We start from the raw sequence: 17017 nt of genomic DNA on the forward strand, positions 1-17017 counted from the left end.
GGTTTCACGCGGAGGCGTCCGGCTGCGGATCGGACAGGTGCAGTTGCTGCAACGCCTCGTCCAGCGGTTGTTCGGCGGAGGTCGGCTTGTGCGGCGGCTTGCGCGTTGCCGGCGTCCGGCCCCTGGAGGGCGCGCCGCCGTCGCGCATCGCGCCGGCCAGCTGCAGCATCGCGGCGTTGATCCGGTCCTGCTGCGCGTGGCTGGCGCGAATGGCCTCCAGCAGCGGCTCCACCGCCGCGCGCAAGCTCTGCGGCAGTGCCGTGGCCAGCGACGAGGCGTCGCCGGCATCGGCGGGGGCTTGCCCAACGGAAGCCTGCGCAACGGGCGCCTGCCGCTCCGCGGCGACCTGGCGCAGCAGGGCGAGCACGTCGTCCCAGGGCGCCGGCGTAGCAATTGGCGGCGTGGCGGGTGGCGGCGCGCTCTCGCCGAGAGCCTGCAGGCCTTCGGCGATGTCCGCCAGTTGCGCCACCACGCGGCCGCCGACGTCGGCATCGTCGGCGCCCATCGCCTTGTTGCGCAGGAAGTCGCGCTGGATCTGTGCCCAGCGCGCGGCGTCCTCGCCGCTCAGCGTGCCGCGCAACTCGGCCAGCTTGAGCAGGTTTTCCTCGGCGCCGGTGGTGAGCAGTTGCGCCTCGCCGAGATAGTGGTCGGCGATGAGCTGCTGCAGCTCGGCGGCGTTCATCACCGGCGACACCTTCTCAGCCAGCTTGTTCATGTTGCGGTAGCTGCCCTGCAGCTTGAACGGCGGCTCGGTGCGGTACTTGTCGGCCTGCGCGGCGCTGGCGATGTACTGCTGGTTGACGCGATAGACGACGTCGCGCACCTGCATCAGCCGCTGCAGCGTGGCGACGATCTCGTTGCTCTCGGCGCCGCTGTAGGCATGGCTGAGCGCGTTGAGCGAGACCTCCTTGCCGCCGGCCTTCTCCGCCAGCAGGTAGAGGTCGGCCAGGTCGCGCGTGGCCAGCGGCGCCAGCACCGGATTGGAGGTGAGGCTGTTCTCGATGTAGCTGAGCGTGAACGCCGCCTCCATGCCGCCGAGCACGTCGCCGAGATTGTAGATGTCGGCGCGGTTGGCGAGCATGTCGGGGATCTTGAACACCTCGCCGGACTCGGTGTACGGGTTGCCCGCCATGACCACGCAGAACTTCTTGCCGCGCATGTCGTAGGTCTTGGTGCGGCCCTTCCACACGCCTTCGATGCGGCGGGTGCCGTCGCACAGTGAGATGAACTTCTGCAGGAACTCCGGGTGCGTGTGCTGGATGTCGTCGACGTACAGCATCACGTTGTTGCCCATCTCCAGCGCCAGGTTGAGCTTTTCCAGCTCCTGGCGCGAGGTCGCGTCCGGCGCCTGCGCCGGATCGAGCGAACGCACGCCGTGCCCTAGCGCCGGGCCGTTGACCTTCATGAACACCAGGCCGAGCCGGTGGGCGACGTATTCCATCAGCGTGGTCTTGCCGTAGCCCGGCGGCGAGATCAGCATCAGCAGACCCATCAGGTCGCTGCGCTTGCCTTCGCCCGCGGTGCCGATCTGCTTGGCGAGGTTGTCGCCGACGATCGGCAGGTAGATGTCGTTGATGAGCTTGTTGCGCACGAACGAGGTCAGCGGCCTTGCCTTGAACTCGGACAGGCGCAGCGCTTCGCGCTCGCGCCCGGCGATCTCCTGGCGCAGCGACTGGTAGCGGCGATAGCCGGGAAGGAAGCATTCGCGGTGGAGGCGCAGGCGACCGAGCAGGTCGTCGGCGGCGAAGCGCAGGCGGCCGGCCTGGATGCGCGGGTGTTCGCCGAGCAGGCCCTCGACGGTGGCCAGCAGCGTCGTGTCGTTGTCGCGCCTGGGCAGGATGCCCTCGACCAGCAGCGCGGCGGCCGCTTCCGGCGCGTAGGCGGCCATCGGCGCGAACGTGTCCTGCGCGCACAGGCCCTCGAACCACTGCAGCGCGTGCGCCCAGCGCGCGGCCGGGGGCAGGGCGTCCAGCGTGCGCGCGAACGCGTCCTGCAGGGCCGCGGTCTCGGCCAGGCGCGCGCGCAGCCCCTCCTGCAGCTCGCGCGCGTAGCGCGAGCGCACGAAGGCCACCTCGTCCTGGCCGAGTTCCTCGATCAGATAGTCCGCGGCCGCGCCAACCAGCGACGGGTCGAAGGCGAGCGCGGTGGCCTGGAGATGGCCGGCGAGCGCCGCGGAGATTTCCGCGTGCAGCGACTCCAGGGCCGCGCGGTTGCCGAACAATGCGCGCATGGCCTGCGCGCCGGCCAGGCGTTGCGGCCAGCCCGACGCGTCCTCGCGCTGCCGGTGCTCGGCCCAGAACAGCGTGGCCAGCGCGCGCGCGGCCGGCGCATGGATCAGCGCCCCGGCGCTCGCGCGCTGGGCCAGCAGGGTGCGCAGGATCAGCGCGGCGTCGTGGTCGTGGATGCCGCGTTCGTAGCCGTCGCGGTAGCGGGGCGCGGCGAAATCGCGCACCGTCTTCGCCAGCGCCTCGGGATCGGCACCCTGCCGTTGCAGGAGGTCGCGGTCGAGGCCCTCGCGCCCGGAACCGGCCGCCTCCAGCACTTCGCCGGCCAGGTATTCGCCGCGGTAGAGCGTGGGCGTTTCCGACTCCAGGCTCACCGGCCAGAATTCGCGCAGCGCCGCCAGTTCCTCGTTGTGGATCGGCTCCATGAAGTCGGTGCCGGTCAGGTGCAGCGCCAGTTCGTCGCCGCGCGGCAGGATGGTCAGGTCGAGCGGCTGGGTGTTGACGCTGAAGCGATGGCGCCCGAACTTGAGGACGCTGCCGCCGTCCTCGAACAGGTCGCTGCGGTCGCGCAGCGCGCGCACCGCCTGGTCGCGCGCGCCCTTCAGCCGCGCCTCGACGTCGTCGGCCTTGACGCTGTCCTTGTAGCCGCGCAGGCGCTCGGCCAGTTCGCGCAGCTTGAGGATCAGCGGATCGCCGGCGAAGAAGGCGTTGAGCTCGTCGGCGCCGGCGAACTTCTCGGTCCGCCGGCCCAGCCCCTCGAGGATGCGGTTGGCCGCGTCCAGCACCGACTGCGCCTTGCGCTGGCGCTCGTCGAGCAGGCCCTGCTTGTGCGACTCGAAGGTTTCCAGCAGCTCCTCGCGCTTGGCGAGGATGTCGCCGAGGAACTGCTCGTGCTCGCCGAACTGGCTTTCCAGTTCCTCGAGCTGGACCATCAGGCGCGAGAGCTGCTCGTCGGCGCGCTCGGGGTCGGTGGCCAGTCCCAGCGCGCTGGTGATCGCCTGGCCGAACAGCGCGAATTGCGCGCCGAACTGGGCGACCGCCTCGGCCGATCCCAATGCCTTGCGCCGCTGCTCGGCCCGTGCCTTGGCCTGGTTGAGGCGGGCATAGATGGCCGAGATCACCTCGACCACGCGGGTGCGCTGGGTGGCGTCGTCGACCTTCAGGCTGGCGACCAGCTCCGAGAGCATGTCCAGGTCGGCAGACATGGTCTGCAGCGCCGCGACGTGCTCGGCCAGCTGCTTGGCGGTCTGCGCCTGCTGGGCGAGCGCGTCGAGCTCCTCCACGCGCTTGGCATAGGGCTGCAGCGCCTTGTCGTCGCCGAGAAAGGCGCCGGTGGCCGCGCCGATGCGCTCGTGCTGGCTCTGCAGTTCGGCGCCCATCGCGTCGATCGCGGCGGTGTCGATGTAGCGGTATTCGCGGATCGTCAGCAGCTGGCCGCGCTGGCGGGTGATGGCATTGAGCGCCTCGACGAACTCGGCGACCTCGGTCCAGTTCTCCGGCAGCAGGCGGCCGAGCAGGGCCTTGTGCTCGGCGCGTGCCTGCGCCATCGCGGCGTCGGATTGCCGGCGGATGATCTCGACCTTCTCGAACTCGTCCAGCACCGACTCGCCGGTGGCGCTGATCTCGTGCAGCAGGCCGGCCGCACCCTGGCAATGGGCATCGTCCAGCCAGTGGTGCGCATCGAACAGGCGGCGGGTGTTCTGCGTGAGCAGCTGGTAGCGCTGCACCGAGACGTCGGTGTTGTCGATCTCGCGGCCGAGGTCGTACAGGTCGGAGATGCCGCGCACCAGCGCGGCGTTGCCGATCCGGCCCATGAAGCTGGTGCCCGGCGGTCTGGCGGCGGCGAATTCGTCGCTGGTGAACGGGGTCTGCCAGACCTGCATCGGGTGGATGCGCGTGGCCCCGTCGCCCTCGGCGTGGAACAGCACCATGCGGCCGTCCGGCAGCAGCGCGTGGCCGTGCCCGAACAGCGGATTCTGCAGCTTGCGCTGGATCAGGTTGTACACGAACAGCGCCGTGCGCCCCTGCTCGTGCTCGTAGAAGACGTACATCACGTCCTCGCCGTTGGGCGAGCGGGTGGCGCGCTGGAACTGCATGCCCTCCATGCCGGCCTCGAAGGCCTTGTGCTCGCCGCTTTGCAGGTAGTAGCCGCCGGGGAAGATGATCCCGTGGTCTTCCGGCAGCTGGACGCAGGCCTGCACGATGGCGTCGTTGCGCGTCACCTTGCCGGTGAGCGTATTGTAGACCAGCCCGCGCCAGGCGGTTTCGCGGTAGGGCAGCACCTTGAGCAGGATCAGCGAACCGACCCGGGCGAAGTCGATGCTGGCGTCGTCCAGCGACTGGGTCTTGTCCTCGACCGGCTCGCTGTAGATGCCTTGGCCCTGCTCGGTGTTGTTCTCGACCTTGATGGTCAGGTCGCCGCCGGTGGTCTCCACGAACAGGGTGTCGAGGATGTTCAGGTGCGGGAAGCGGCCGCTGACCATCAGCTCGCGGGTGGCCCGCGTCCACTCGAAGTCGAACGGCGGAGGCAGCGCGAGATCGCGCTCGCCGCGCGTATCGATGTAGGTCAGCTCGCCCCGGTTGGGCGCACTCCCGTCGAGGATGGCCCAGCGGAACACGCGCACGTCGCTGCTGCGCTCGCCGATCTGGAAGGCCGCGAGCAGCTTGCCGCCGGCCACGTCCAGCTGCAGCAGGCGCGCATTCTTGTAGTAGGCGTACAGTTCGTTGAAGTCGCGCACGAACGCGGCCTCGCCGAGGAAGCTGCCGGCTTGGTCGACCGGCGTGACGTCGAAGCCGTCGGCGCCCTCGACCAGGCGGTAGAGGCCGAACACGTCCTCGACGCGCGTGGTGGTCTTCAGCCCGAGGAACACGTTGTAGCCGAACAGCAGCAGGTCGCCGACCGGGACGATGTCGCGGCCGATGCAGTTGTTCTCGGTGCGGATGCGCAGGCGCCCGATCACCTCCAGGCGGCTGTCGCCGAATTCCTGCAAGCGCTGCGCGTTGAGCGCCTCGGCGACCTGGCGCAGCCGCGCGCCCTGTTCGCTCAGGCGGCGGCGCAGCACCTCGTAGGCGCCGCCCTGCGCGACGGCCTGGTCGACGCCCTGGGCGGTCGAGGCCTCTTCGGCAACGGCGCCTTGTTCGGCGGGGATGGCGGATTGCGACATCGTGATACCTCGCCCGATCCGGGGCGGTTGGAGAGCGACGGCCGGCGGGCCGATCCGGGCCCGCCGGCGCGGACGGTCAGGCGTGGGTCTCGCCCGGAACCTGGAGACCGTACTTGCGGGCGATGTCGGTCAGCTGCGCCCGCATCGCCGCATCGATCTCGTCCGGCCGGATCCGCGCGACGATGTTGCCCAGCACGCGCAGCTCGTTGGCGTCGGTGACGCCGTCGCGTTCGGCGATGGCGAGGATCCGGCCCAGTTCGGCCGCGTCCAGGCGGCCGTCGTCGCCGAAGCAACGGATGGAGTGGAACGCCATCTCCAGGAAGTCGCGGTTTTCTTGGCTCATGTCTTGAAGTCCTTGTCGTAGCGATGGAAAGAGTGGAGCGCCGGAGCCTGGCCTCAGGCGCTGGCGGACTCCTGCCTGCCCTTGTCGGCCGCGCCGATCGGCACCACCGACGCGTCGATCGGCTGCTCGCGCGCCGGCTTGACCACGCCTAGGAAGCGTTCCATCAGGTCCTGCACGATCGGGCTCTTGCCGGCGAAGCCTTCCACCGCCTTGCCCAGCGACAGCGCCCGGGAGAAGCTCTCGAACAGGCCGCCGTCGCCGCCGACCAGATCGATGTTGGCGTTGCGCAGCGCGGTGGCGATGACCTCCGCGTTCTCCTTGGATACCTCGCGGCCGGCCTCGATCGCCGCCATCGCCTGCTCCAGGTGCGTCTCCAGTGTCATGCGGAACTCTTCGTGGCTGCGCGCGGTGTCGCTGAGCGAATCGATCGCGCCGAACTTGGCGGTCAGGCCCTCGGCTTCGGCGGTGAGCTTCTTCACCGTGACGTTGGCCTCGGCCATGCCCACCGATTCCACGGCGCTCGCCTTGGCGCGGCCCATCTTCTCCTCGCCCTCGGCCTGCGCGGCCAGGTTCTCGGCGAGCACGCGCGCCTGGCTGCTGCCCTCCTTGTAGGTGGCCTCGGCCTTGGCCTCGATCACCCGCGCCTCGGCCACGCCGACCTTCTCGATCGCGCTCGCGGTCGCCTCGCGCACCTGCGCCTCGGCCAGGCCGGGCGCGGCGGTCTCGGCGCGCACGCCCTCGGCCAGCAGCTTCTTGGCGTCAGCGTCCTTGGCCGCGGCGTCGAGCTCGGCCTGCGCGATGGTGGTGATCTCGACCGCGCGGAACTTGGCCGCCGCTTCCGCCGCCTCGGCTTCCTTCACCGTGCGCACCAGGTCCTCCTGCGCCGCGGCCTCGGCCGCGATCACCTTGGCCTGGCGCTCGCGCTCGGCCAGCGAGACGGTACGCACTTCCTTGATGCGTTCCTCCTCCTGCGCCACCGTCTTGTCGATGGCGATGCGCTCGCGGGTGATGTTGGCCACGTCCATCTTGCCGTTCTCGACCACCTTGTCGCGCTCCACGCCCTGCAGCTGCACCTCGCGGTCGGTGGTGACCTGCTCCAGCTGGCGCGCGCGCGCCACGCGCTCGGCCTCGATGGCCACGGCGCGCTGGCGGTTCTGCTCGGCCACTTCCACCTCGCGCTGGCGGTTCTGGTCGCGGATCTGGATCTGCTCCTCCGCGGCCAGACGCGCCTGTTCGGCGATCAGGCGCTGCTCCTCGCGCACGCGCGCGGTCTCGGCCTCCTCGCGGGCGCGGATCGTGTCCACCTCGCGCTGCTGGCGCGCCTCGGCCTCGGCCTGCTGGCGCTCCAGCGCCAGCGTCGCCTCGCGCGCCTCGACGTTCTTCTTGGTGATGGCCAGCTTCTCGTTCTGCTCGAGCTCGTTGGTCACCACATTCTGCGTCGCGGTCAGCTCGGTGATCTTGCGGATGCCTTCGGCGTCGAGGATGTTGCTCGGGTCGAGCAGGCTCTTCGGCGTCTGTTCCAGGTAGTCGATCGCCACGTCCTCGAGGACGTAGCCGTTGAGGTCGTTGCCGATCACCTTGACGATCTCGTCGCGGAACTCCTGGCGCTTCTCGAACAGGTCGGTGAACTCGAACTTCTTGCCGACCGTCTTCAGCGCCTCGGAGAACTTGGCGTTGAACAGCTCGTCCACCGCGTTCTTGTCGGAGGCGCGGTCGGCGCCGATCGCCTTGGCCACGCGCAGCACGTCGGACTGCGTCTCGTTGACGCGCAGGTAGAAGGCTACGGTGATGTCGGCGCGCATGTTGTCGCGGCAGATCAGTCCCTCCTTGCCGCGGCGGTCGACCTGCAGGGTGATCAGGCTGATGCGCATGTGCTCGGCGCGGTACAGCACCGGGATGATCAGCCCGCCGGTGAAGCGCACCTTCGGCGTGGAGCTCATGTCGTTGACGATCAGGGCGGTACCCTGGTCGACCTTGATGTAGAAGGCCTTGAACATGCCGAGGAGGCCGAACAGAAGCACCAGCACGACGCCAGCCCCGATGAGGAGGGGGAGGATCATGGACATACTCATTGCAACTTCTCCTTGTTGGATCCGTACGACTACAGGGTGTTGAACTGCTGTTCCGAGATCACGCGGTACGCGTGCTGCGAAGCGACGTATTCGATGAGCACGACGCGGTCGCCGCGCTTGAAGCGTTCGGGGTCCTCGTGGCGGATCTGCAGCACCAGGCCGGCGCCGCCGTCGTCCACCGTGGCCTGGCCGTAGCCGGCATCGACCGTAGGCGTGCTCACGGTCGCCACCCGCCCGAGGATCGACGGATCGGCCGGAGGGCGCAGGCGCAGGATCAGCTTGCTCACCGGGCGCAGCAGCAGCGAGGTGAGGAACACGCCCGGCACCAGCATGCCCACCGCCACCGCCGCGCCGATCAGCAGGCGCATCATGGTCGGCAGGGGGGCGAGCAGCAGCAGGTGCACGAAGTACGTGCCCAGCCAGCCGACCAGGCTCAGCACGGTGAGGATCACCATCAGCGGGACTCCGGACAGGCCGAACCGTCCCAGGATTCCGGCCAGCCCTTCGCTGTCGTGGTCGAGGCTGTTGCCGTGTCCGTGCCCGTCGCCTACCGGCAGGTCGTGGCTGTCGTGGCTGTCGGCCAGGCCGGTCGCGGCGAGCAGCCAGTACACCAGGCAGACCACCAGCAGGATGCTGTACAGCAGCGTCGGGAAACTCAGCGATGTGCGGAGGAAGTCGTTCATCGCGGCTCCTGGTCCGGGTCCGGCTTGCGGCGACGGCCGCGGGTCGAGGCGGGTTCGGCCATGCGCTGGCCGATGCGTTCGAGCACGAGCTGGGCACGGGTGTCGTGCTCGCCGATGCCCGCCGCTTCCAGCCGCCCGTCCAATTCCGATGCGGCAGGGTCGCGCGCCGGGCGCACGCTCTGCTCGTCGGGCGCATTCTTCTGGCGTCGGGCGCGCAGCAGCGACTCGATCGCGGTCTGCGGCAGCGTCGAGGGGCCCGACTGACGGCTGGCGATGATTTCCTGCGCCCGCTGCACCGCTTCGGCGGCGCGCAGCGCGTCGAGCTGGTGCTGCAGTCGGCGCAAGTTGTTCTCCCCCTGTTCGATCAACTGTCGCATCTGCGCGATGCGCCCGTCGAGCTGCGCGACGAAGGCGCGCTCGTCGTCGCGTGCCTGCTCCAGTTGCACGATGGCCGTCGCCACCTCCCGGGCCAACGCCGTCTTGCCCGTGCGCAGGGCGGACAGCGCCTGCGCCTCGCGCTGCTGGATCGTCGCCGCGGTCCGCTCGATGCGTTCGTTCGCGGTCAGGCGGTTGGCCTGGAAGGTGGCCAGGTGCGCGCGCCATTCGTGCAGATGGGCATCGGTATCGCGGATGTCGGCGTCCAGGCCGCGCTGAGCCTGGCCGCCGAAGATCGACTCGCCGATCTCGGAAAGCTGCTCGCGCAGATGGCCGAAGATCGAGGCGAGGCCGTTCATGCGCCGAAGGCTTCGGGGCGCAGGAACGGCTCGAACGCCTCGGCGGCGCTGATCACGTTCTCGGCCAGCGTCTCGATCTCGAACAGCACGTTCGCCAGGCTCGAATGCGCATCGAGCGAGCCGAACATGACGTGACAGGCGACCCCGCCGACGATCTCGATACCCATCGCCGACAGCGGCAGCAGCTTGTGCGTGCGCAGGATGTGGGCGTTGAAGGCGGCCGGGTCGAGGACGTCGTCGACCGGCCACATCAGCGCCTCGACCACGATCTGCTCGCCGCCGGCGGCGACGTAGATGGGCAGGTCGCCGTGGTCGCGCATCACCAGATGCAGGCTGGGCTCGGCGCCTTCCAGCAGCTCCATCCAGATCGCGCCGCTCTGCAGGGGGCGGGTGTCGGCCAGCGCGGCGTGCAGGGAGCGCATCGTCCAGGCGGGGCCGACATTCATCTCGTCGGCCGGCGGCTGCGCGTCCGCGCCGCCGGGCGTGCGCAGGCGGCGCTCCACGGCGGCCAGCTCGTCCGCGTGCTCGGGCAGGATCCAGACGTCCTTTTTGACAAAGCCTTCCCGCCGCATGCGTTCGCGGAACTCGCGCACGTAGACGGTGGAAGATTTTGGGTGCGGTGTTTTCATGAAAGCTTACGGTAAGCATTTCATGAAATGTTTGCAAGAGGCAATTCGCCAGGAAATGTCGCACCCGCCTGGAAGCCGGAGGCGCAGCCGGGCCGTCGCGGGCTCACGGTCGAAGTCATCGCGTCTGGCCCGACCCGCGCCTGCAGCGGCCGGGGCGGACGGACAGGCCGATTCGAGCGATTCAAGAGATTGATCTTGTTGGCGTTTAAGGGATTCCGGACTCCTTTCGAGCGGTCTCGGGCGAGCCGGAGGCACATCGATCCGCGCACATTGCGAGCCCTTGAAAAGCCCGCGGCCCCGCCTCATGTCCAAGCCATCCCGGCCTGGCCGGGTTTTCCTGCTCGTGAGTTTGGCACTCGGCCTTCACGACTGCTAAAATTTGCGTCTGTTTTTACAATTTATCCTTTCCAACCAATTACTTGCGAGGACAGCAATGAATCTCAAGCCGCTTTACGACCGCGTCATCGTCAAGCCGATCGAAGCCGACGAAGTTTCCGCCGGCGGCATCGTCATCCCCGACAACGCCAAAGAGAAGCCGACCAAGGGCGAAGTGGTCGCCGTGGGCGAGGGCAAGGCGCTGGACAGCGGCAGCCTGCGCGCGCCGAAGGTCAAGGTCGGCGACAAGGTCATCTACGGCCAGTACTCGGGCTCGTCCTACAAGCAGGACGGCGTCGAATACAAGATCGTGCGCGAAGACGACATCCTCGCCATCGTCGGCTGATCTGCGGGTCCTTCCGTGCCTCGCCGCATCGACGATGCGGCCCGCTGCGCGGACTTCTGAATTTTTCTACGAATCAATCTGGAGTTTTCCATGGCTGCCAAAGAAATCCGTTTCGGTGAGGACGCGCGCGCGAAGATGGTGCGCGGCGTCAACGTGCTCGCCAATGCCGTCAAGGCCACCCTCGGCCCGAAGGGCCGCAACGTCGTGCTCGAGAAGAGCTTCGGCGCCCCGACCATCACCAAGGACGGCGTCTCCGTCGCCAAGGAAATCGAGCTGGCCGACAAGTTCGAGAACATGGGCGCGCAGATGGTGAAGGAAGTCGCCTCCAAGACCTCCGACAACGCGGGCGACGGCACCACCACCGCCACCGTGCTGGCGCAGGCGCTGATCCGCGAGGGTTCCAAGGCGGTCGCCGCCGGCATGAACCCGATGGACCTCAAGCGCGGCATCGACAAGGCCGTCGTGGCCGCCGTCGAGGAGCTGAAGAAGCTCTCCAAGCCCACCGCCGACGACAAGGCGATCGCCCAGGTCGGCACGATCTCGGCCAACAGCGACGAGTCGATCGGCAACATCATCGCCGACGCGATGAAGAAGGTCGGCAAGGAAGGCGTGATCACCGTCGAGGAAGGCTCGGGCCTGGAGAACGAGCTCGACGTCGTCGAGGGCATGCAGTTCGATCGCGGCTACCTGTCCGCCTACTTCGTCAACAACCAGCAGTCGATGTCGGCCGAGCTGGATGACCCGTACATCCTGCTGCACGACAAGAAGATCTCCAACGTGCGCGACCTGCTGCCCGTCCTCGAGGGCGTGGCCAAGGCCGGCAAGCCGCTGCTGATCGTCGCCGAGGAAGTGGAAGGCGAGGCGCTGGCGACCCTGGTGGTCAACACCATCCGCGGCATCGTCAAGGTCTGCGCCGTCAAGGCGCCGGGCTTCGGCGACCGTCGCAAGGCGATGCTGGAAGACATGGCCATCCTCACCGGCGGCACCGTGATCTCCGAGGAAGTCGGCCTCTCGCTCGAGAAGGCGACGATCAAGGATCTGGGCCGCGCCAAGAAGATCCAGGTCAGCAAGGAAAACACCACCATCATCGACGGCGCCGGCGAAACCTCCGGCATCGAAGGCCGCATCAAGCAGATCAAGGCGCAGATCGAGGAGACCTCCTCCGACTACGACCGCGAGAAGCTGCAGGAGCGCGTGGCCAAGCTGGCCGGCGGCGTGGCGGTGATCAAGGTCGGCGCCTCGACCGAGATCGAGATGAAGGAAAAGAAGGCCCGCGTCGAAGACGCCCTGCACGCCACGCGTGCGGCGGTGGAGGAAGGCGTGGTCCCGGGCGGCGGCGTCGCGCTGATCCGCGCGCTGTCGGCGATCGACGGCCTGAAGGGCGCCAACGAGGACCAGAACCACGGCATCCAGATCGCCATGCGCGCGATGGAAGCGCCGCTGCGCGAGATCGTCACCAACGCCGGCGAGGAGCCCTCCGTGATCCTCAACAAGGTGAAGGAAGGCAAGGGCAACTTCGGCTACAACGCCGCCAACGGCGAGTTCGGCGACATGGTCGAGTTCGGCATCCTCGACCCGACCAAGGTCACCCGCACCGCGCTGCAGAACGCCTCCTCGATCGCCGGCCTGATGATCACCACCGAAGCGATGGTGGCCGAGCTGCCGAAGAAGGACGAGCCGGCGATGCCGGCCGGCGGCGGCATGGGCGGCATGGGCGGCATGGATTTCTAAGTCGCGCCGCTGTTTCGCGAAGCAAGCAAAAGCCCCGCAGCGATGCGGGGCTTTTCGTTTGCGGCCGGGATGCGCCGTCCCGTCCGCCGGCACCGCGATCAAAGCGGCGGCAGCCTGCGCCTGACCGGCTGCGCCTTGACGATGGCGGTATTGGTCTCGGCCAGGTCGGTGATCCTGTCCAGGATCTGGTCGAGGTGCTCGATCGAGCGCAGGTGCAGGCGGCCGATGAAGCAATCCTCGCCGGTGACCTTGTCGCACTCGGCGAACTCGGGGATCGCTTCGATGAGTTTCTGCACGGCCTGGAGCTTGCCGGGCAGCGGCCGGACGCGAACGATCGCCTGCAGGGCGTAGCCGAGCGCGGCCGGTTCGACATCGACGGTGAAACCGCGGATCACGCCGCGATCCTCCAGGCGCCGCAGGCGCTCGGAGGCGCTGGGCGAGGACAGCCCGATCTGCGCGGCCAGGGCTTTCACCGCGATGCGCCCCTCGTGCTGAAGCAGGGACAGGATGCGGCGGTCGATGTCGTCGAGCTGCATAGGAGGAATCCGAATATTTCTTTATAAAGAAAGGCAAATATAAGCTATCGCATTAAATTTTGCCTGCCTTTTTGGCCCCGTATTTTCTACATTGAGCCCTCGACGGAAACGAGACAGGGCCGGTGGGCGAAAGAACGCGCGGAATGGTGGAAATGGTCGCCGCGATGGCGATTTCCGGCACCATCGGCTGGCTGGTGGTGGTGTCCGGCCGCCCGGTGGTGCAGGTCGTGTTCTGGCGCTGCGTCTTCGGTGCCCTGGTGCTGCTGCCGGTGTGCGCCGCGAAGGGCTATTTGCGGGCGGGCCGCATCACCTGGCGCCAGGCCGGGCTCGCCGCTGCGGGCGGGCTGGCCATCGTCGCCAACTGGCTGCTGCTGTTCGCGGCGTATTCGGGGGCTTCCATCTCGATCGCCACGACCGTCTACAACACCCAGCCTTTCATGCTGGTGGCCCTGGGCGCCTTGTTCCTCAGGGAACGACTGACCTTGTCCAAGCTGGGCTGGCTGTCGGTGTCCTTCTGCGGAATGCTGTTGATCGTGCAGATCCAGCCGGACGCGGGAGTGACGCAGGAGCATTATCTGCAAGGCATCCTGCTGGCCCTGGCGGCGGCCTTCTTCTATGCGCTGGCGGCGCTGTTCGCCAAGGCGCTCAAGGGCATGCCGCCGCACCTGATCGCGCTGATCCAGGTCTCGGTGGGTGCCGTCGCGCTCGCCCCGCTCGCATCGCATGGCGGATGGCCCAGCGGCCTGGCGGTCTGGAGCACGCTGTTCACGCTCGGCGCGGTGCATACCGGCGTGATGTACATCCTGCTGTACGGGGCGATCCAGAAGTTGCCTACGCACCTGACCGGCGCGCTGTCCTTCGTCTATCCCATCGTGGCGATCGTGGTGGATGGCCTGGCGTTCGGCCACCGCCTGCATCCGCTCCAGGCGGTCGGCGCGGCGTTGATCCTGCTGGCGGCCGCGGGAATGACATTGGGATGGTCGTGGCGGCTGCGTCGGCGGGAGGCCTCGGCTTAAGGCCATGTTTCCGGGGCGTTCCTGGCTGCCCGGGACGCCCGCGGCTATAGTGGCCGGCTTCCCTTTCGGCCGGCGCTCCCGGGCAATTCATGACAGCAGCGGCAGGCAATTCCGGCGCTTCCCGGACCATCGGACTGGCCGCGGGCGGCACGGGCGGGCATCTGTTTCCGGCCGAGGCGCTGGCGCGCGAGCTGCTGGCGCGCGGACACCAGGTGGTGATCTACACCGAGCGCCGCGGCGCCGCCTACACCAAGGCGCTGGAAGGCCTGCCCTTCGTGGTGCTGCCGGCGCGCAGCCTGGCCGGCGGCCTGCTGGGCAAGCTCGCGGCCGCCTTCACCATCGCGCGCGCGGCCTGGCGGGCGCGAGGCGACATGCGCCGTCGCGGCGTGGCGCTGGTGGCCGGGTTCGGCGGTTATCCCAGCTTCGCGCCGGCGGTCGCCGCCAAGAGCCGCGGCCTGCCGCTGCTGCTGCACGAGCAGGCGACGCGGCTGAGCGTGGCCAACCGGCAGCTGCTGCGTTTCGCCGATGCGCTCGCCATTTCGTTCCCGAGCGTGTCCGGCGCCGAGGGCTTCGACGCCGCGCGGATCGTGGAGACCGGCAATCCGGTGCGGCGCGACATCCTCGCCGCGCGCGCGCCGTACCCGGCGCTGTCGGACGAGACGCCGCTGCAACTGCTGGTGGTCGGCGGCAGCCAGAGCGCGCGCGTATTCGGCGAGACGGTGCCGCCGGCGCTGCTTGCGCTGCCGGAGCGGATCCGCCGCCGCCTGCGGCTGTCGCTGCAGTACAAGGGCGAGGACGCCGATGCGATCGCCGCGCGCCTGCGCGAGGCCGGCATCGAGGCGACGATCCGCCCCTTCTTCGACGACATGGGCCAGCAGCTGGCGAACGCGCATCTGGTCATCACCCGCGCCGGCGCCAGCACCGCCGCCGATCTGCTCACCGTCGGCCGCCCGGCGATCTTCGTGCCGATCCCGCAGGGCGGCTCGCGCGAGGAGCAGCGCCGCAACGCCGAGACGATGGCGGCCGCGGGCGCGGGCTGGTGCGTGCCGGAGCCGGAGCTGCGCGTGGAAGGATTGACGGCCCTGCTGGCGGACCTGTTCGGCGCGCCGGACAAGCTGGCCGCCGCTGCCGCCGCTTCCAGCGCGATGGCGCAGCCGCAGGCCGCGGCCAAGCTGGCCGACCAGGTGGAGCGCATGCTGCAGGCGAGGGCGCGATGAGCATGCAAGCCGGAGACACGCAGACCAGCGACGTGCTGATCGTCGGCGGCGGCCACAACGGCCTGGTCTGCGCCGCCTACCTCGCCGCGGCCGGGCTGACGGTGCGGGTGCTGGAGCGGCGCGGCATCGTCGGCGGCGCCGCCGTCACCGAGGAATTCCATCCCGGCTTCCGCAACTCGGTGGCCAGCTACACGGTGAGCCTGCTCAATCCGCAGGTGATGCGCGATCTGCGCCTGGCCGAGCACGGCCTGCGCGTGGTCGAGCGGCCCTACGCCAACTTCCTGCCGCTGCCGGACGGGCGCGCCTTCCGCCTGGGCGGCGAGCGGACCCAGGCCGAGGTCGCGCGCTGGTCGCAGCGCGACGCGCAGCGTCTGCCCGAGTACTACGCCATGCTCGATCGCGTGGTCGCGGTGCTGCGCGAGCTGATGACGCGCACGCCGCCGAACATCAGCGATCGCTTCGTGCTCGCCGACTGGCTGGCCTCCTACGGCGTGGCCAGGCAGCTCAAGCACCTGGACATGCGCGGGCGACGCGACCTGCTCGATCTGTTCACCAAGTCGGCGGGCGAGATGCTCGACCAGTGGTTCGAGTCCGAGCCGCTGAAGGCGGTGCTGGGCTGGGATTCGGTGGTCGGCAACTTCGCCAGCCCCTACACGCCGGGCTCGGCCTACGTGCTGCTGCACCACGTCTTCGGCGAGGTCAACGGCAAGAGCGGCGTGTGGGGGCACGCCATCGGCGGCATGGGCGCGATCACCCAGGCGATGGCGAAGGAATGCGCCGCGCGCGGCGTGCAGGTGGACACCGACGCCGAGGTGGCGCGCGTGCTGGTCGAGCGCGACGGCGACGGTCCGGGGCGCGCGGTCGGCGTGGCGCTGGCCGACGGCCGCGAGCTGCGCGCCCGCGTCGTGGTCTCCAACCTCAATCCGAAGCTGCTCTACACCCGGCTGATCGAGCCGGGCGCGCTGGACGCGGATACCGCCGAGCGCATCGCCCGCTACCGCTGCGGCTCGGGCACCTTCCGCATGAACGTGGCCCTGTCGGAGCTGCCGGATTTCAGCGCCGCGCCCGGCACGCAGCTGCAGCCGCACCACCAGAGCGGCATCCTGATCGGGCCGTCGCTGCGCTATTTCGAGCAGGCCTACTTCGACGCCAAGTCGCAGCAGCACAACCCCGGCTGGGCGCGCGCGCCGATCGTGGAAGTGGTGATCTCCTCCACGCTCGACGACACGCTTGTCGACCGCCGGCTGGCGCCGCCGGGCCAGCACGTGGCCAGCCTGTTCTGCCAGCACGTGAATCCGCGGCTGGCCGGCGAGGGCGAGCCGGGCGGCGGCTGGGACGCGCACCGCGAGACGGTGGCGCGATTGATGATCGAGACCGTGGACGCCTATGCGCCGAACTTCAAGCGCAGCGTGCTCGGCTTCGAGGCGCTGTCGCCGCTGGACCTGGAGCGGCGCTTCGGGCTGGTCGGCGGCGACATCTTCCACGGCTCGCTCGGCCTGGACCAGCTGTTCTCCGCGCGTCCGCTGCTCGGGCAGGGCAACTATCGCGGCGCGCTGCGCGCCCTGTACCTGTGCGGATCGGGCACGCACCCCGGCGGCGGCGTCACCGGCCTGCCGGGCCGCAACGCGGCGCGCGAGATCCTGCGCGACCTCGGCCGCGGGCCGCGTCCGCGCTGACGCGGCTCCCCGTTCTCCCCGGCGCCGGCCCGCCCGCGTCCCGGGGCGATCCGGCCGTTCCGGTCCGTTTCCGTTTTCGCGCCCTCGTTCGTAGTGGAGGGGACGGACGTGTTTGCGTCCCCCGCGGCGTAAGGATGCGTCGCTCGCCGGCGCGCGATCCGCATCGCGCGCCGGCGGGGTGAGCCCGACTTCCCTCGGGCTTTCACGGGGGGCGGCAGCGGGCGGCAAGCCCGCCGCGCCCGCGGTCACGGACGATCGCGCCGCCAAGGC

The 17017-nt window shown here is 69.2% G+C and carries 12 protein-coding genes; 5 read left to right on the forward strand and 7 right to left on the reverse strand.

Features of this window, described 5'->3' with window-relative positions; all coding sequences use genetic code 11:
- Positions 1–4 precede the first annotated feature (4 nt).
- From MD221_RS15860 to MD221_RS15885, 6 genes are all read right to left on the reverse strand, one after another.
- Positions 5–5389 carry a DNA repair ATPase gene (locus MD221_RS15860; protein WP_242112923.1) on the reverse strand — a complete coding sequence of 1795 codons (5385 nt, stop codon included), beginning with the start codon at positions 5387–5389 and terminating at the stop codon, positions 5–7.
- A 76-nt stretch (positions 5390–5465) separates the two neighbouring features.
- Positions 5466–5732: a hypothetical protein gene (locus MD221_RS15865; RefSeq protein ID WP_242112925.1), complete on the reverse strand. Its 267-nt coding sequence runs from the start codon at positions 5730–5732 to the stop codon at positions 5466–5468.
- A 53-nt stretch (positions 5733–5785) separates the two neighbouring features.
- Entirely contained in the window at positions 5786–7792 is a 2007-nt protein-coding gene (locus MD221_RS15870; RefSeq protein WP_242112927.1) for a flotillin family protein, read from the reverse strand.
- Positions 7793–7833: 41 nt separating this feature from the next.
- The gene (locus tag MD221_RS15875) at positions 7834–8487 is read right to left on the reverse strand and encodes an OB-fold-containig protein (RefSeq protein WP_242112928.1); all 654 of its coding nucleotides are present in this window, start codon (positions 8485–8487) and stop codon (positions 7834–7836) included.
- Positions 8484–9221, reverse strand: coding sequence for a PspA/IM30 family protein (locus tag MD221_RS15880; protein ID WP_242112929.1), 738 nt, complete (start codon positions 9219–9221; stop codon positions 8484–8486). The genes MD221_RS15875 and MD221_RS15880 overlap by 4 nt, the downstream gene beginning before the upstream one ends.
- A complete protein-coding gene (locus MD221_RS15885; protein ID WP_242112930.1) occupies positions 9218–9850 on the reverse strand; it encodes a YjfI family protein in 633 nt (210 codons plus the stop codon). The genes MD221_RS15880 and MD221_RS15885 overlap by 4 nt, the downstream gene beginning before the upstream one ends.
- 433 nt (positions 9851–10283) lie before the next feature.
- Here MD221_RS15885 and MD221_RS15890 point away from each other — a divergent pair, with 433 nt between their 5' ends.
- Positions 10284–10571 carry a co-chaperone GroES gene (locus MD221_RS15890; protein WP_242112931.1) on the forward strand — a complete coding sequence of 96 codons (288 nt, stop codon included), beginning with the start codon at positions 10284–10286 and terminating at the stop codon, positions 10569–10571.
- Between the two features lie 90 nt (positions 10572–10661).
- Positions 10662–12302, forward strand: a complete 1641-nt coding sequence (groL, locus tag MD221_RS15895) for a chaperonin GroEL (RefSeq protein WP_242112932.1) — start codon at positions 10662–10664, stop codon at positions 12300–12302.
- A gap of 98 nt (positions 12303–12400) precedes the next feature.
- Here the strand turns inward: groL and MD221_RS15900 are convergent, their stop codons facing one another.
- A complete protein-coding gene (locus tag MD221_RS15900; protein WP_242112933.1) occupies positions 12401–12838 on the reverse strand; it encodes an Lrp/AsnC family transcriptional regulator in 438 nt (145 codons plus the stop codon).
- Positions 12839–12981: 143 nt separating this feature from the next.
- On the opposite strand from MD221_RS15900, the gene MD221_RS15905 reads away from it, so the two are divergent.
- The 3 genes from MD221_RS15905 to MD221_RS15915 all read left to right on the forward strand — a co-directional run bounded on the left by MD221_RS15905 (position 12982) and on the right by MD221_RS15915 (position 16747).
- On the forward strand, positions 12982–13854 hold the full coding sequence (locus MD221_RS15905) for a DMT family transporter (protein ID WP_242112934.1): 873 nt from the start codon (positions 12982–12984) through the stop codon (positions 13852–13854).
- Between the two features lie 89 nt (positions 13855–13943).
- Positions 13944–15071: a UDP-N-acetylglucosamine--N-acetylmuramyl-(pentapeptide) pyrophosphoryl-undecaprenol N-acetylglucosamine transferase gene (locus MD221_RS15910; protein WP_242112935.1), complete on the forward strand. Its 1128-nt coding sequence runs from the start codon at positions 13944–13946 to the stop codon at positions 15069–15071.
- 2 nt (positions 15072–15073) lie between these two features.
- A complete protein-coding gene (locus MD221_RS15915) occupies positions 15074–16747 on the forward strand; it encodes a phytoene desaturase family protein (RefSeq protein ID WP_242112942.1) in 1674 nt (557 codons plus the stop codon).
- Positions 16748–17017 lie beyond the last annotated feature (270 nt).

This window comes from Luteimonas aquatica (genome assembly GCF_022662575.1).
In the GTDB taxonomy this organism is placed as follows: domain Bacteria; phylum Pseudomonadota; class Gammaproteobacteria; order Xanthomonadales; family Xanthomonadaceae; genus Luteimonas; species Luteimonas aquatica.

Bases quoted from the DNA above. Each gene is read 5' to 3' on its own strand.
- MD221_RS15860 (WP_242112923.1), bottom strand. From the start codon at position 5,389: ATGTCGCAATCCGCCATCCCCGCCGAACAAGGCGCCGTTGCCGAAGAG.
- MD221_RS15865 (WP_242112925.1), bottom strand. From the start codon at position 5,732: ATGAGCCAAGAAAACCGCGACTTCCTGGAGATGGCGTTCCACTCCATC.
- MD221_RS15870 (WP_242112927.1), bottom strand. From the start codon at position 7,792: ATGATCCTCCCCCTCCTCATCGGGGCTGGCGTCGTGCTGGTGCTTCTG.
- MD221_RS15875 (WP_242112928.1), bottom strand. From the start codon at position 8,487: ATGAACGACTTCCTCCGCACATCGCTGAGTTTCCCGACGCTGCTGTAC.
- MD221_RS15880 (WP_242112929.1), bottom strand. From the start codon at position 9,221: ATGAACGGCCTCGCCTCGATCTTCGGCCATCTGCGCGAGCAGCTTTCC.
- MD221_RS15885 (WP_242112930.1), bottom strand. From the start codon at position 9,850: ATGAAAACACCGCACCCAAAATCTTCCACCGTCTACGTGCGCGAGTTC.
- MD221_RS15890 (WP_242112931.1), top strand. From the start codon at position 10,284: ATGAATCTCAAGCCGCTTTACGACCGCGTCATCGTCAAGCCGATCGAA.
- groL (WP_242112932.1), top strand. From the start codon at position 10,662: ATGGCTGCCAAAGAAATCCGTTTCGGTGAGGACGCGCGCGCGAAGATG.
- MD221_RS15900 (WP_242112933.1), bottom strand. From the start codon at position 12,838: ATGCAGCTCGACGACATCGACCGCCGCATCCTGTCCCTGCTTCAGCAC.
- MD221_RS15905 (WP_242112934.1), top strand. From the start codon at position 12,982: ATGGTGGAAATGGTCGCCGCGATGGCGATTTCCGGCACCATCGGCTGG.
- MD221_RS15910 (WP_242112935.1), top strand. From the start codon at position 13,944: ATGACAGCAGCGGCAGGCAATTCCGGCGCTTCCCGGACCATCGGACTG.
- MD221_RS15915 (WP_242112942.1), top strand. From the start codon at position 15,074: ATGCAAGCCGGAGACACGCAGACCAGCGACGTGCTGATCGTCGGCGGC.